We start from the raw sequence: 14,226 nt of genomic DNA, 5'->3' as shown, positions 1-14,226 counted from the left end.
ACGAATGACAGCCATCCAAACGACGCCGCATACTTGCAGATACCGCTTCGCCGGAGGTTACTTGCTCTGCCAACATGAACGAGTTGCCGAAATTAAGCAGTCGCAACCAGCCACCGAACGACTGCATATGGGTCTTTGCGGCTGAGGCAGCTGACTGAAAAAAAGTCCGCTCTACGACTTGTGGCTCCCAAAGCGGTCTCTGTAAACGGCCCGATTTCAGCCCTCGAGCTAGACCTCAACAAACGATCGGCGTGAGATCGGGAAACCGCCAAAGTGAACAGCTATATCATTGACGTCAGCGGGAAGGCCGCTCCCGCCGCAGCCGACTGGGTGCCATCCCATGAACACGATTCCAGGCGCGCCTGAACTGACGAGCGCACGCGAAGCCGGCTTGTTCCGCCACCCTCGCCATATCGAGCCGCGACGAAGTCACCAGTTCATGCACGAGCGCAATCCGGATCTGATTCACATAGTGAGTAACGCTCATATCCGTCTGGTCGTTGAACAGACGGGAGAGGTTTCGGTGGCTTGCCCCCGCGAACTTGGCGAGTGCGGCGACGGACCATTCGCGCGCAGGATCGGCCACGATGGCGTCCTGGCAGCAGTGGATGGCGGGATGGATGTGGTTGCGTCCTTCCAGCCAGGGGGAAAGCTGCGGGTCGGCGCCGCTCCGCCTGAGATAGACGACGAGGTGGCGAGCGATGGCGAGCGCGGTTGTATGGCTCGTTTCCGGAGCGACGATGTGCAGCATGAGATCGATGCCCGCGGTAATCCCCGCGCTGGTCAACCGCTTGCCGCTGTCGACGAAGATGCGGTTCTCGACCGCTCGCGCCCTCGGTGCGGTTCGGGCCAGTTCGGCGACGGTGCCATGATGCGTGGTGCATTGCTGTCCGTCTAGAATGTCTGCCCGGCTGGCCCGCAGCGGCCGCGCCATCGATCAGCGCCTGCTGGCGTTCGACATAGCGCGCCAGATTGTCCTCGCGGAAGTAGGGTCGATGGCGAAACTATTCCTGCGCGTCGATCACGATCAAAGTGATGTCGGACATTTTTGGTTTCCTACGAAAATTGCTTCGCAGCCAATCTAGCAGCGACGATCTTTCGCGAAATACCGGGTCCGGACGATGATAGGACAAGACACGCCAGGAAGTCGACCGGGGGAGTCCTATAGTGCCGGGACGGCGATATAACGGCCGGAGCGCCGATCAAGCACCATTTCCGAGCGGTCGTCCACCGGCGCCGAGATCGCGGCCGAGCCGCACGAGCGCGCTCGCGAGCAGCCATTTCACCTCGTCTGGGGCGATGCCGACGGCGCCTTCCGTCTTCCCGATCGCGATCGCTTCGCCGGCCTGTTCCCGAGGCACCGCATCGTCGATCTGCACGGAGCGAAGCATTTCATCTAGGAAAACGCGCCGGAGGCGATTGCCGCTGCCATCCGCGATTGGCAGCAAGTTTCGGCCTGAGCCATCGCAATAAACGATAATTGCACCTTTCTTTACTTGGAGGAACCACAGCCGTCCGCGGGCTTAGCTGCACGCAAATAGGTTGACGTAACCTGATATATAGCTATAGGGGGTATCCCTATGTCACATCTTTCTAGCACCAACACCGATCTGATCGCGCGAGTCCGTCGCATCGCTGGCCAGGTGGGCGCGGTGGAGCGTGCGCTTGAGGCCGATGCGAGTTGTGCCCAGGTGCTGCATCTCGTGGCGGGTGTGCGCGGTGCCGTGAACGGCCTGCTGGACGAGATCATCGCCGACCATCTGGAAGCTCATGTCGCGCGCGCTGGCCTCACCGACCAACAGCGGCACGATGGCGCGGAAGAACTGCTGGCGGTGATTCGCCGCTATTCGAAATAGGACCGATCATGGCGACAGCGGCCAGCGCCCATCCCTACCCCTACGATCACGTGTTCCTTGGCAAGGGGCACGATCGCAACGAGCGGCGGGCCTGGTTCGTGATCGCGCTGTGCGCGGCGATGATGCTGGTCGAGATCGTCGGCGGCATCCTGTTCGGCTCGATCGCGCTGGTCGCGGACGGGCTTCACATGTCCACCCATGCGGGCGCGCTGCTGCTTGCGGCGCTCGCCTACACCTTCTCGCGCCGCTACGCACACGATCCGCGGTTCAGCTTCGGCACCGGCAAGCTCGGCGACCTCGCCGGCTTCACCAGCGCGATCGTACTCGCGATGATCGCACTCCTGATCGGCTACGAGTCCGTCACCCGGCTGTTCGCGCCCGTGCCGATCCATTTCGGCGAGGCGATCCCGATCGCGGTGCTGGGGCTGTGCGTCAACGTTGCGAGCGCCTGGCTGTTGAGCAGCGGTGGGCACGACCATGGACATGGGCACAGCCACGGACATGGGCACAGCCACGGACATCGGCATGACCACGCCCACACCCACGACCACGACCACGACGGTGCCCGGCATCTCAGCATAGCCGGCCGCCACATGCTGCTGTCGATCCACGAGGATGGCGTGCCGCCCCGTTTCCGGCTCCGGGCCGAGGACGGCGCGCCGATCACCGACGCGGTGACGATCGAGACGGTCCGGCCCGGTGGCGTGCGCCAGCAATTCGCGATGGTTGCGCTTGCCGACGGCCTGGAAAGCCGCGACGAGATCCCCGAACCGCACGCCTTCGCCGTCAATGTCCGCATGGCCGGTCACGGCGCCGAAGCGACGTTCGAAGAGCATGGACATCACCACGGCACGCATCATCGCGACAACAACATGCGCGCCGCGGTCGTCCACGTCGTCGCCGACGCCGCCGTGTCGGTACTGGTGATCGTCGGCCTGCTGCTCGCGCGTGCGTTGGGCTGGCTGTGGATGGACCCGGTCGCCGGCATCGTCGGCGCGTTCGTGATCGCGAGTTGGTCGTACGGCCTCATCCGCGACACAGGCGCGATCCTGCTCGACATGACGCCCAGCACCAGCACGGCCGACCGGATGCGCCATGCGATCGAAGGCGTTGGCGACAGGGTCGTGGACCTGCACCTGTGGCGGCTGGGCCCGGGGCATCTCGGTGCGATCGTGGCCGTCACGACCGACAGCGATCGCGAGCCCGCCTTCTACCGCGAACGACTCGATCGCATCCCGGCGCTGTCGCATCTCACCGTCGAGGTGAACCGCGAGACGGCCTGAGGAGCCTTTGTATCTATACAGGACGGGCATGCCATCTTGGACGCGCATCGTCCGACAACGTTTCCGGAAGCCAACCGCGTTTATGCTGTAAGAATGATCTCTGGCGCGAACTTTCGAGCGCCTTGGCGCAAAAACTATCGTGCGATCATCGTCTGTGTCTTGCTGACAACGGTGCGCTTTCTGATCGCATGGGGTATGTCGTTCGCGATAGCATCATGGTCGTCCACGCATCATCGGTGTAAAGCGGGGTCGAGCCGCGACAGGCTCGAGCAACCCAGATGAATGACGTGGGATCACAGTATCGTCATGCCGCTCGCCATCCTATTCGCTGCCACCATGGCGGCGAGCCCGACACCCGCCGCAGTGTTGGCTACCCTGCCCCCTGCCTTGGCCGCCGCCGTGCGCGATTATGACGACGCCCAGATCAACGGTGATACCCGCGCGTTCGATCGGCTGCTCGCCGACGACTATGCCCTGGTCAACAGCCGCGCGCAGGTCGAGAACAAAGCGCAGATGATCGCCGACTATACCGCGCCCGGATTCCACCTCGCGCCGTACGTCGTCGAGCAACCGATCGTTCGGCTATGGTCGGGGGGCGCCGTGGTCGGCGGTGAGGTCGCCTTGTCCGGAACGAGCGACGGGGCGCCGTTCACAGGCCGGATCCGCTTCGCCGATGTCTGGCGATTGCGCGGCGGGCGGTGGCAAGTCGTGTTCACCGAGGTCACGCCGGTCAAGTAGGCATCGGCGACAGTTTCACAGCGAAGGAGCACTGCGCAATGGTGATGGATCGCAGACATTTCCTCGCAATGGCGGCCAGCCTCGGCGCGACGCTCGCCTGGCATGGCGAGACGTTCGCGGCAATTGCACGATCGTGGCGTGAACGTCGCGAAAGCTATCCGCAGGGTGTCGCCTCCGGTGATCCGGACGACACAAGCGTGCTGTTGTGGACGCGCCGCCCGTTTGCCGCCGGCACGCGGCACGACCTGACCGTCGAAGTGGCACGCGATTCCGATTTCCGCTCGATCGTCGCCGCAACGCGGACTCCCGTGCTCGCCGAGTCCGACTGGACGACGCGCGTGCTCGTCGCCGGACTGCGACCCAGAACGGTCTATTGGTATCGCTTCACCGACGACGAGGGCAATGGCAGCAGGATCGGCCGCACGATCACGGCGCCGCGGACCGACGACGACGCACCGGTCCGGTTCGCCTTCGTGTCCTGCCAGAGCGTCAACGAGGGTGCGCAGAACGCCTATCGCCGGATGATCTGGGAGGATCAGCATTCGCCCCGGGACCAGCAACTCGGCTTCGTGCTGCATCTCGGCGACTTCATCTACGAGGTCGTCGAATATCCCGACGAGATAGCGCATCGCTACGATCGCACCGTCTTCGATATCGGCCGTGTTCCCGACGCGCGCAAGGTCGGCAACTTCCACGTCCCCACGACGCTGGACGGGTATCGCATGGTCTACCGCGCGCACATAGACGACCCCGATATCCAGGACGCGCGCGCGCATTTTCCGTTCGTCTGCATCGGCGACAACCACGAATTCTCCTGGCAGGGCTGGCAGAGCTTCGTGAACTTCACGGGGAAGAACGAACCGGCGCAGGCGCTTCGCGTCGCGGCCAACCAAGCCTGGTGGGAATATATCCCGGCGCGCGTCCGCAAGGCATCCGGCGCGGGCCTCGATCGGTTCGATCCGCCGGCAGTCGTCACGACGCCGATCACGTCGTTCGACGCAGCCGGGTTCGGCGACGAACCGAACAATGCGAAGGCCATCGATAGCATGATCGCGCACCGTGCCGTCCGCTATGGCCGGCATGTCGAGATCCTGCTGACCGATCATCACAGCTATGCGATGGAAGACCCGACCGGCCGGCCGGGCGCCGAAGACTTCACGATCAAGGACTTCCCGTTCCTCTTCTCCGAGGATGCCCTGCGAACGCTCGACGCCGGAAAGGCCGCGAACGATGGCCGGCCGGCCGAGACGATCGCGTTCGACGGCAAGCAGATCGCCAATTTCCGGCGCGACGAACCACCGTTCACCGCGCTCGGCACGCAGCAAAAAGCGTGGCTGAAGTCCCGTTTGACGCGATCGACCGCCACGTGGAAGATCTGGGGCGCGACCAACGGCACGCTCGACATGCGCGCCGATCCGCAGAATCTGCCTGCCGGCTTGACCCGTCCCTGGCTAAGTTCCGGTTTCGCGACTTTCGGCGGCGGCGATTTCAGCGCCGCGCTGCACGAGCGCGCCGACATCTACGACACCGTGCGCGACGCCGCGGTCGACGGCTTCGTCATCGTGTCCGGCGATCGCCACAGCTTCTGGGCCGGTTATGCGGCGAAAGCACTGCCGCCGGCCAGGTTCGAGCCGGTCGGGATCGCGTTCATTACCGGTTCGCTGTCCGCTCCCGGGCTGGCGGAGGCGCTAGAGCACGGTCTCAAGAACCATCCGCTGCGCCCCGTCTACACCATCGAGCGACCCGATGGGCGCAAGGAAGCGACGCTCAACCTGACGCTCAAGCACGGCGTCCGGAGTGCACTCGAATACGCACGCAGCGGCGACATCGCGCGGGCCCGCGCATTGTCCAATCCGGACAATGCGCCGCATGTGGAATTCGTCGACATGGCCGGTCACGGCTATTCCGTCGTCACCGCAGGCGCGCGTCGGATCGACACCGAGTTCGTCTGCGTGCCCCGTCCGATCACTCGGGCGACGACACCGGACGGCGGCCCGATCCGCTACCGCGTCGTCCACAGCGCCGAGAGGTGGAAGCCGGGCGCCCGACCCCAGCTGACCACCACGATCGTCGAAGGCGACGCGGCGCTTTCGATCTAGGCATTCCGGTGATTGTCGCCAACGACCGCGGAAGCGATGATGCTGGTGAAAATAAACTAATTCTTCTTCGCGCGCCTTCCGCGAGCATCATGTCGATTTCAACGCAACCGACCCTCAAATACATGGGGCCGATCACTGCTGGTCCTGGGTCTACAAGATCCCGGTCTACGCATACCACGACCGACGGGCGGCACTTTAAACGCGCTACGTCGCGGGATCCGTCACCAAAGCTGCCGACGCTGAAATCAAGCAGTCGCCCGACGCTCGCAAAGAGCTACTTGCCTCATGATCGCGCGCAGAAGATGCATTATACTTAGACGAACTGCTATCGACGGGCGGAAGCTGAGGCTACGTGTGCTGAATGCTGAACGTCAGCCACCACTATGCCAACGACCGGCTCGCGCGACACGGCCACCGCGAAGGATACGCGGCCGTCGTGCTCGCGGGTACGTACATGGAGGCGGGGTGCGGGCCGCGGACGACCGTCCGTGCCGGGCACGTCATTCTCCATGACCGGTACGATCATCACCAGGACCGGTTCGGCGCTGGCGGGGCCGTCGTTCTCAACCTTCCACTGCCGTGCGGGATCGAGCATCGCGTCGGTTCGGTAGAGGATGTCGATGCCATCGCCAAAACGGCTGAGACCGACATCGCCGCCGCGATGACATTCCTGACCGATGTCTTGCGTCCCGCCGTTCTGGCAGAAGACGACTGGGTCGATGAGTTAGCGGAAGGATTGATCGCCAACCCCGGCAGATCGATGGCCGAATGAGCAGATCGTTTCTGCCTGCGACCGGCATCGCTGAGCCGCGGGTTTGCGCAAGCCTATGGCGTGTCGCCGAAACGCTATCGCACCGAACAACGCGCTCGCGTTGCGGCTTCTGCCGACATGGCGCGCGAATCTGGCTGCACTCGCGACCGAACTGGACTTCGCCGACCAGGCGCAGATGACGCGCGCGATCGTCGCGTTAACGGGCATGCCGCCGAGTCGTTGGGTGTAGTCCGTTCAAGACGCGAGGGATGGCTTCGCCGATAGTTCGTGCATGGACCGCAGAACATTCATGACGACGGCGACGGCACTGCTCGCCTGTCCGATCCGCTTGGCCAAAGCCGCGCTGCCCGCCAGCGCAGTGACAGCAATGAAACAGACGTCCTGGCGCGTCGGTACATCAGAAGGCCTCGATGCAGCCGTCTTCTTCGATGCGTTGTCGGGCACGCCGCTGTACAAGGAGCGATACAAGGACGACGTTGCCGCCTTCGCGCCGCGCCTGCCTGCGAATGTCCGAAACGACATCCCCCTCCTCTGGCAGGAAGCGGCCGATGCGAAGTTCGGTTTGCTCGGGCCAAATCTGGTGTTGATTCTGTCGGTAGCATGACAAGGCGACCTCGACGCGATGATCGCAGCACTCAAGTCGTCGGAAATCGCACTCCGCCCGCCGTTGCAGAAAAGCGCCTATTGGGATGCGGCGAGCTGGCGTTGGTTCACGGCCGCGGCGCCAAGGTTGCTTACCGTGTTCGAAGCCATGCGCAATGCCGGTTTCGCAGCATTTCATACCGAGCGGTTTGCAGTCACCTTGAATGCTCGTGCCGCTGAATTGCAACGCGAGTTGGCGTCGTTCAACGTGATCGGATGGCAGGAGAAGGTCACGGGTCGCACGTTCGATCCGCAGATCGATATCGTCCTGCTTCACTTCGTCGAGCCGCACGGTGTGCGCGTCCAGGGGCAGCGTTTCCTGCAATCGCCCGCCTACAGCGTCGAGACGACGGTGCGGATCGCAGCGCATGAGATGCTGCATCCCCCGGTTCCGATGGATGGCACCGTCGCCAAGGGTGTCGTCGCTGCCCTGACCGCCGACCCGCTGTTTCTGCGCATCGCGAAGGATCATGATCCGCAATGGGCTACACGATGGTCGAGGGACTGTTCAACGAGGATTGCTGCCAAGCGCTCGACCAGCTGATCGACGAGAAGTTGGGCGTCGCTCACAATCCGGCCGACCGCTGGCGCCAATCGGACGACGGTATTCACGTGCTGGCAGGCGCCCTTTACGGCATGCTGCGGGCCGACCGTTGGATCGATACGGGCGGTTCGTTCGAGGCGTGGTTAGCAATGGGATTGAAAGATGGGCGTTTCATGCCCGCAATTCTGCACCCGATCGCGGCCAGAATCCTCGAGCGGCCCGTCGATGCGTTGTGGCCGATGGCGGTGCGGAGGTGACCAGCGAGTGCCCTGCCGTACGGCTCGACGCCAGACGCCGATGTCGCGCCCGTCCTGGACATGCGCCGAGACCAGCGCGCCGGTCGCCGTATAGGCATAGCCGGTCGTGTAGGTGGTCGAGCCGTTGTAATAGCTCACCGTCCGCTGCACGGCGCCGTCGTACCAGTCGTAGGCGGTGGTGGTGCTGGTGCCGGGCTGGTAGGAGCCGTTCTTCAGGTTGGTGCTCGACGAGGACACCACCGCGCCCAGCGCATAGGACGTACCGCTGCCGTAATTGTTGGTGACGGTGCTCGTGAACGTGTCGCTGCCCTGGCGGGTGACGTCGGTCTCGGTGCTCACGCGCCCGGCCGCGTCATAGACCACCTGCCGGTCGAACGCGACCCCGGCTCCGTCCGCCAGCCAGTCCTGCTGCCGCACCACCCGGCCGAGCCGAAAGTGGCGAAGGTGCCGCGGAAACGACGTTCAGGGGTGCTGGCGATGGCGATGCAAGCCGCGAGTCGAGCCGAAAAACGAGCGAATCGCGGCGCTGGGCGGGCGATAGTTGGATTATGGAGCTGGCAAAGTTGGCTGGATGTTGGCGGCGGGTAAAACGGCGGTCGGCCGGGTAAAAACGGCTCGTCTCTTTGCGGCGCCCAAGGCGCAACGGCCGAGCGCGTTATCGCCCACCTGGAAGCGAGGCCAGGCAGTGCGTTGTCGCGGACTATGGATGTCGCGATCCGGGATGGTAGAATATTGACCGGTAGAGCGGGATTGGGGAATGTGCGGGGGACGATAGCACGCACATTGGGCGCGTCAGAAGATAAGGTGCAGATATCAATCATCCGGGCAAGGGGGGCGTTCGATAATGGACCCCAAACGCCGCTCGCATTTGGATTTTAGGATACATTATGTCTAATCCATATTTCTGTGAGCTATACGTCGATACCAACGAAGATATCAGAAAGGTTGAGGCGGCATTAAATAGCGCAGCGGCGGATGCATTTTCAGGAATATTTGTGGAGTTACCCATATATAAAAATGATAACTTCCAGGAAACTTCTATAAATAAGGTTCCGTACGATTTTATCGAATGCTCACGATACTACGTTGAGCTGGGAACAGTGGAGCAAGTTCCAGACCAACTCTCCGACTTTCAGTCCGGTGTCGCTGTGCTCGTCAAAAGCCTTCGCGAGCGCGGCTGGTTCGTAACAGCGTCGTGTGATTTTGAGGACGCTATTGCCGATGTCACAGGTTGGAACTGGACAGAGGGCAACCCCGAACCGCCTGGAAGGGCTATCGCAGTCTGAGCTGACGCCGCAGAGAGGTGGGCTGCACCCACACGATCTGCTCGCACTCTGCCGCCAACATCCAGTCAACTTTGCGAGCCCCATAATCCAACTATCGCGCGCCGAGCGCCGCGATTCGCTCGTTTTTCGGCCCGAATCGCGGGTTGCGTTGCCACCACCGGCGTCCCTGAAACTCGCTTCTGCGGCACCTTCGCCACTTTCGGCTCGGCCGGGTCTATTACGACACGGTGACCCAGCGCCAGGGCAGCGACACGATCACGAGCAGCACCGAGAACGGCTATGCCGACGGCGAGTGGAACTATGCGCTGGGGGCGGTGGTCACGACCAGCGTCGCGAGCACGAGGAGCGGCACCGGCCAGCCGACCTCGACCACCACCAGCACCTATGACTGGTATGACGGCGCGGTGCTCCGGCAGGTCGCCTATGCGGTGTCGGGGCAGTCGACCAGGTACACCTATTACACCAACTCCGCTTCAGGCGTGTTCCAGCAAGCCAGCGTCCAGGACGGGCGGCCGCGCACGATCACGGTCACCAGCGACGCGCTCGGGCAGGCGGTGCGGCGCGACGAGCAGGACGGCAATGCCTGGAACGAGGCGACCTTCACCGGCGGCGACCCGCATGAGGTCTGGTACCGGTTCAACGGCCGCCAGGTCGGATATACCGGCAACGACGGCACCTGGGACACGAGCTATGCCGCAAGCCTGGACGATCGCACGACCACCGTGTCGAACGGGAACGGCGCGTTCCGCTACGGGCGGTCGCTGGGGGCGCGACCGCCGACTTCGGCGAGCGGCTGACCCCGATCAACACCTGGCGCCAGGGATCGAGCGGGGGCAGCTACACGGTGCGCGCCGGCGACAGCCTCGCGTCGATCGCCGCCCAGCTGTGGGGCGATGCCAGCCTGTGGTACAAGCTCGCCCAGGCCAACGGGCTCGGCGCCGACACCGCCCTCGCCGCCGGCCAGACCCTCACGGTCCCCGCCGGCATCACCAGGGCCGGCAACAACGCCGCCACGTTCAACCCCTACAACCCCGCCGACGCCTATGGCGATACCTCCCCCACCACCCCCGCACCACAAGCCGCCGCCAGGAAAAAAGGCTGCGGGATACTCGGGCAGATATTGCAGGCGGTCATATCGCTTGTCGTGATCGCGGTGACGGCACCCTTCATCGGGCTAGCGCCAGCGGCGATGCTCGGCAGTGCAGTCAGCCAAGGATTTGGCATCCTGACCGGCATTCAGGACAAGTTTAGCTTCAAGGCGGTGGCGGTTGCCGGCATCGCCACGCTGGCGACCGCAGGCGCTGGCGCGGTGTTCGGCCAGGGCGCCGTTCTGGGTAGCCAGTTGCTCGGCGACGTAGTGCGCGGAGTCGCCGCCAACGTGTTGACCCAGGGGGTTAGCGTCGCGACCGGGCTCCAGGACAAGTTTGACTGGGCCGGAGTCGCCGCCGCCGGGGTCAGCGCGGGCCTTGGACGGTCACTGGGCAGCAAGCTGGGTGCGCTCGGCCCGGTCGGCGGGGCGGTGGCGACGGGCGGCGCCCGGCTCATCGCCAATGCCGCCACTCGCAGCCTCGTCAACGGTAACGACTTCGGCGACAACATCGTCGCCGCCCTCCCCGACGTGATCGCCCAGACCATCGGCGACGCCATCGCCAACCTCCAGACGGACAGGCCGAACGGCCGGGGCGCCGCTAGCAACAGCCAAGCACAGGCGACAACAGCCACCGGCGATGCTATAGACCCGCTATTTACCGTCGACGCCAATGGCCACTTGATCGTCGGCAATACGGCAACCGGCTTTTCCGTGCTGCCGCCAAGTTCTCCATTCGGCGAGGACTTGGCCAATAGCTTAGCTCGCAGCGGTCTTGAGGCAAGTTTACAACGACCGATGGTGGAACGGATCGCAGCGAGTGAAGCCCGGCTTGCGGCGGCTGGGCAAGGCATTGCGGGCGGGACTTCTCAGCCGGTCATGTTGCTCGGTACGGGCAGCATTCCTGACATGCAATCGGGTGGTGATCCTTATTGGAAAACCTATCAGCAATATGGAAAGAATCCCAAGGAACTTGCCGACTGGCTCATCCAGAACCGCTATATCGGCAATTCCGACATTACGAGCGATTACGCCGATCGCATGATCGTCAGCTCGGACTACTGGCACCTACAGAGATATGTGTTGGGTCCGCTCAATGACGCCGCCCGGCTATTTCCGGAAAACGCGAATCTGGCGTTGTTGCGGGATCGCGTCGCCGATTATGTGACGCAAGCGCAAATCCCCGGCGACAAGGGCGTTCGCGACGCCTTTGCAGGGCTTGGAAAGCTTGAACTGGAGATCGCAAAAGGGGCGCTTACACCGGTCGCTGCCGCTGATGTCGGATATCGTGTCTTGGTTAACGGCGAGCGGCCGGGCTTTGCAGATGTTTTGGCTGCCGCACCGGTTCTCGGCACACTCGTCCGCGACGCGCATATTGGTTCCACGATCGTGGAAGAGGTGGGTGCAGCTAAGGCGGTTCATAAAAACTCACTTCAATATGTCGGCGATACCCATGTTTATGTGATCCGCCGTGCCGATGGCTCGCTTTACAAGGTAGGTGAGAGCGCTCAAGGTGTGAGGGTAGCCGACGGGGCGTCGATCCGGGCTGAGCAACAGGCGCGCCGACTGACACGAGAAACCGGTGAGTTCTATACATCTGAGATCATAAAGAACTTTGGCGGGAAAGCGGATGCGCGCGCGTACGAAACCCGCGTTATCCGAACATATGAGCGCCTGTTCGGTAAACGACCGCCAGGTAATCTGTTAGATCGTTAGGAGTGAGGTGTGGCGCACAATCGCAAATTAGTAATTGGCGGTGTCGCAATGACGACGGCGAGAATTCCAGCAAAGAAAAATGGGTCAGCTGCCAATCGAGCTCGAGATGAAATTGAGAGAGAAATGATTGAATCAGGATATTTAAATGGTGCGCCTTTTAAGTGGGTTGGCTTGCTAATTCGCTACGGATTAGTTGATGAGAATACGCCTCATTATGAGAAAATTAATGTTAAGCATGGTGACCTTCCAATCGCTATAGAAGTTGATACACGTCATTTTCTAGATGCAACTGAAGAAGAGATGACTACAGTCTATCGCAGGGCAACACTTATTGCGCTATTGCATGCCGGCGAAAAGTATAATTTGAATGTAGGCCGAATAAAGGAGCTCCTTGGCGAAGTCTGATTTCTGCCTGCGCGATATCACGGTGACGCTCGGCCAAACGATCCGCCGCGACGACAGCTTGGGGGTCGAGCGCCGGCAACCCGCACGAGATCTGGTACCGGTTCAACGGCAAGCAGCTCGGCTATGTCGGCAACAACGGCACCGAGGACACCACCTACACCGACTCGATCGCCCACCGCCAGCAAACCCCGAGCACCACCAACGCGTTCCGCAACGACTTCATGCGATCGATATGAAATCAAATGCGCTATCGGAGTGCAGGCTTGTACATCGACTTGTGTCGTCCGCGTATTGGCGATCCGCTCACCTTTCGATACGGCCCCGGCGCCCGGATTAATGCTTGTCGACGACACAGCTCAGATCGGAATGGCTCAACGTGCGCAGTTACTTTATGCAATACCGACCGACACCCGGTTCCTCGCCTCGCCCCATTCGATCCCTTTTTCGGCCAGCCAGTCGTCGCGATAATAGGTGCAGGCATAGCGGTCGCCGCCGTCGCAGAGCAGGGTGACGATGCTGCCCGACTGGCCGGCCGCGGCCATTTCCTCGACGATCCGCAGGCAGGCCCACAGGTTGGTGCCGGTCGAGCCGCCGACGGTGCGTCCCAGCCGGTCCGACAGCGCCCGCATCGCGCCGATGCTGTCGGCGTCGGCGACGGCGATCATACGGTCGATCACGCTCGGCACGAAGCTCGGTTCGACGCGCGGCCGGCCGATGCCTTCGATGCAACTGCCACAGCCCTCCGGCAGCATCGTCGCGCTGCGGTCGGCGAAGTGGCGGTGGAACACCGACTGTTCGGGATCGGCGACGCACAGCTTCGTCGCATACCGGCGATAGCGCAGGAAGCGCCCGATCGTCGCCGACGTGCCACCGGTCCCCGCCCCGCACACGATCCAGTTCGGGATCGAATAGCGCTCCTCCGCCATCTGGGCGAAGATGCTCTCGGCGATGTTGTTGTTGCCGCGCCAGTCGGTCGCGCGTTCGGCATAGGTGAACTGGTCGAGATAATGCCCGCCCGTCTCCGCCGCCAGCCGATGCGCGACGTCGTAAACGGTACGCGGATCGTCGACGGTGTGGATCTCGCCGCCATGGAAACGGATGGCGTCGAGCTTGGGGGCGGCGGTCGCCGCCGGCACGACCGCGATGAAGCGCAGGCCCAACATCCGTGCGAAATAGGCTTCGCTGACCGCGGTCGATCCCGACGACGCCTCGATCACCGTCGTGTCAGGACCGATCCAGGCGTTGCATAGCGCATAGAGGAACAGCGACCGCGCGAGACGGTGCTTCAGGCTACCGGTCGGATGGCTACTCTCATCCTTCAGATACAGATCGATCCCCGGATACCGCGACAGCGGCAGGTGGATCAGATGCGTGTCCGCCGACCGGTTGAAATCCGCCTCGATCCGCCGAACCGCCTCGTCGCACCATGCGCGGCGCGCCACGTCTCCCTGCCCCGTCATCATCTCGTCGACCCCATGCTCACATATCGTCACGCCAGACCCCGCCGGATCAATAGCGCCTCGATCCCGGCATCGCGACCA

General features: G+C 62.9%; 16 protein-coding genes. 12 read left to right on the top strand and 4 right to left on the bottom strand.

The annotated features are described in order from the left end of the window. Positions 1 to 295: 295 nt before the first annotated feature. Positions 296 to 934, bottom strand: coding sequence for a helix-turn-helix domain-containing protein (locus J0I47_RS14400; RefSeq protein WP_294047658.1), 639 nt, complete (start codon positions 932 to 934; stop codon positions 296 to 298). A gap of 268 nt (positions 935 to 1,202) precedes the next feature. Beyond that, positions 1,203 to 1,379, bottom strand: coding sequence for a hypothetical protein (locus J0I47_RS14395; protein ID WP_294047657.1), 177 nt, complete (start codon positions 1,377 to 1,379; stop codon positions 1,203 to 1,205). A 201-nt stretch (positions 1,380 to 1,580) separates the two neighbouring features. On the opposite strand from J0I47_RS14395, the gene J0I47_RS14390 reads away from it, so the two are divergent. The 8 genes from J0I47_RS14390 (at position 1,581) to J0I47_RS14355 (ending at position 7,934) form a co-directional block, all read left to right on the top strand. Beyond that, positions 1,581 to 1,856: a metal/formaldehyde-sensitive transcriptional repressor gene (locus J0I47_RS14390; RefSeq protein ID WP_294047656.1), complete on the top strand. Its 276-nt coding sequence runs from the start codon at positions 1,581 to 1,583 to the stop codon at positions 1,854 to 1,856. Between the two features lie 8 nt (positions 1,857 to 1,864). Continuing rightward, positions 1,865 to 3,139, top strand: coding sequence for a CDF family Co(II)/Ni(II) efflux transporter DmeF (gene dmeF / locus J0I47_RS14385; protein ID WP_294047655.1), 1,275 nt, complete (start codon positions 1,865 to 1,867; stop codon positions 3,137 to 3,139). A gap of 282 nt (positions 3,140 to 3,421) precedes the next feature. Then, a complete protein-coding gene (locus tag J0I47_RS14380) occupies positions 3,422 to 3,877 on the top strand; it encodes a nuclear transport factor 2 family protein (RefSeq protein WP_294047654.1) in 456 nt (151 codons plus the stop codon). Positions 3,878 to 3,945: 68 nt separating this feature from the next. Continuing rightward, positions 3,946 to 5,976 carry an alkaline phosphatase D family protein gene (locus J0I47_RS14375; RefSeq protein ID WP_294047653.1) on the top strand — a complete coding sequence of 677 codons (2,031 nt, stop codon included), beginning with the start codon at positions 3,946 to 3,948 and terminating at the stop codon, positions 5,974 to 5,976. 361 nt (positions 5,977 to 6,337) lie between these two features. Further along, a complete protein-coding gene (locus tag J0I47_RS14370) occupies positions 6,338 to 6,748 on the top strand; it encodes a hypothetical protein (RefSeq protein WP_294047652.1) in 411 nt (136 codons plus the stop codon). A 100-nt stretch (positions 6,749 to 6,848) separates the two neighbouring features. Beyond that, a complete protein-coding gene (locus tag J0I47_RS14365) occupies positions 6,849 to 6,977 on the top strand; it encodes a hypothetical protein (RefSeq protein WP_294047651.1) in 129 nt (42 codons plus the stop codon). Between the two features lie 42 nt (positions 6,978 to 7,019). Then, entirely contained in the window at positions 7,020 to 7,352 is a 333-nt protein-coding gene (locus tag J0I47_RS14360) for a hypothetical protein (RefSeq protein ID WP_294047650.1), read from the top strand. 18 nt (positions 7,353 to 7,370) lie between these two features. Further along, the gene (locus tag J0I47_RS14355; RefSeq protein ID WP_294047649.1) at positions 7,371 to 7,934 is read left to right on the top strand and encodes a hypothetical protein; all 564 of its coding nucleotides are present in this window, start codon (positions 7,371 to 7,373) and stop codon (positions 7,932 to 7,934) included. A 143-nt stretch (positions 7,935 to 8,077) separates the two neighbouring features. Here J0I47_RS14355 and J0I47_RS14350 read toward each other — a convergent pair whose 3' ends face one another. Next, positions 8,078 to 8,608, bottom strand: a complete 531-nt coding sequence (locus tag J0I47_RS14350; protein ID WP_294047648.1) for a hypothetical protein — start codon at positions 8,606 to 8,608, stop codon at positions 8,078 to 8,080. A gap of 470 nt (positions 8,609 to 9,078) precedes the next feature. Between J0I47_RS14350 and J0I47_RS14345 the strand changes: the two genes are divergently transcribed. The 4 genes from J0I47_RS14345 (at position 9,079) to J0I47_RS14330 (ending at position 12,685) form a co-directional block, all read left to right on the top strand. Further along, entirely contained in the window at positions 9,079 to 9,477 is a 399-nt protein-coding gene (locus J0I47_RS14345) for a hypothetical protein (protein ID WP_294047647.1), read from the top strand. Between the two features lie 227 nt (positions 9,478 to 9,704). Continuing rightward, positions 9,705 to 10,274, top strand: coding sequence for a hypothetical protein (locus J0I47_RS14340; protein WP_294047646.1), 570 nt, complete (start codon positions 9,705 to 9,707; stop codon positions 10,272 to 10,274). A 47-nt stretch (positions 10,275 to 10,321) separates the two neighbouring features. Beyond that, positions 10,322 to 12,280 carry a LysM peptidoglycan-binding domain-containing protein gene (locus tag J0I47_RS14335; protein ID WP_294047645.1) on the top strand — a complete coding sequence of 653 codons (1,959 nt, stop codon included), beginning with the start codon at positions 10,322 to 10,324 and terminating at the stop codon, positions 12,278 to 12,280. A 9-nt stretch (positions 12,281 to 12,289) separates the two neighbouring features. Beyond that, entirely contained in the window at positions 12,290 to 12,685 is a 396-nt protein-coding gene (locus J0I47_RS14330) for an Imm39 family immunity protein (RefSeq protein ID WP_294047644.1), read from the top strand. 389 nt (positions 12,686 to 13,074) lie between these two features. On the opposite strand, the gene J0I47_RS14325 is transcribed toward J0I47_RS14330, so the two are convergent. Further along, entirely contained in the window at positions 13,075 to 14,145 is a 1,071-nt protein-coding gene (locus J0I47_RS14325) for a PLP-dependent cysteine synthase family protein (protein ID WP_294047760.1), read from the bottom strand. Positions 14,146 to 14,226 lie beyond the last annotated feature (81 nt).

The organism is Sphingomonas sp. (genome assembly GCF_017304635.1).
In the GTDB taxonomy this organism is placed as follows: Bacteria; Pseudomonadota; Alphaproteobacteria; order Sphingomonadales; family Sphingomonadaceae; genus Sphingomonas.
This window is presented reverse-complemented; position numbering and strand designations above follow the sequence as displayed.

Bases quoted from the DNA above. Each gene is read 5' to 3' on its own strand.
- J0I47_RS14370 (WP_294047652.1), top strand. From the start codon at position 6,338: ATGCTGAACGTCAGCCACCACTATGCCAACGACCGGCTCGCGCGACAC.
- J0I47_RS14400 (WP_294047658.1), bottom strand. From the start codon at position 934: ATGGCGCGGCCGCTGCGGGCCAGCCGGGCAGACATTCTAGACGGACAG.
- J0I47_RS14380 (WP_294047654.1), top strand. From the start codon at position 3,422: ATGACGTGGGATCACAGTATCGTCATGCCGCTCGCCATCCTATTCGCT.
- J0I47_RS14345 (WP_294047647.1), top strand. From the start codon at position 9,079: ATGTCTAATCCATATTTCTGTGAGCTATACGTCGATACCAACGAAGAT.
- dmeF (WP_294047655.1), top strand. From the start codon at position 1,865: ATGGCGACAGCGGCCAGCGCCCATCCCTACCCCTACGATCACGTGTTC.
- J0I47_RS14375 (WP_294047653.1), top strand. From the start codon at position 3,946: ATGGCGGCCAGCCTCGGCGCGACGCTCGCCTGGCATGGCGAGACGTTC.
- J0I47_RS14325 (WP_294047760.1), bottom strand. From the start codon at position 14,145: ATGACGGGGCAGGGAGACGTGGCGCGCCGCGCATGGTGCGACGAGGCG.
- J0I47_RS14390 (WP_294047656.1), top strand. From the start codon at position 1,581: ATGTCACATCTTTCTAGCACCAACACCGATCTGATCGCGCGAGTCCGT.
- J0I47_RS14360 (WP_294047650.1), top strand. From the start codon at position 7,020: ATGGACCGCAGAACATTCATGACGACGGCGACGGCACTGCTCGCCTGT.
- J0I47_RS14355 (WP_294047649.1), top strand. From the start codon at position 7,371: ATGATCGCAGCACTCAAGTCGTCGGAAATCGCACTCCGCCCGCCGTTG.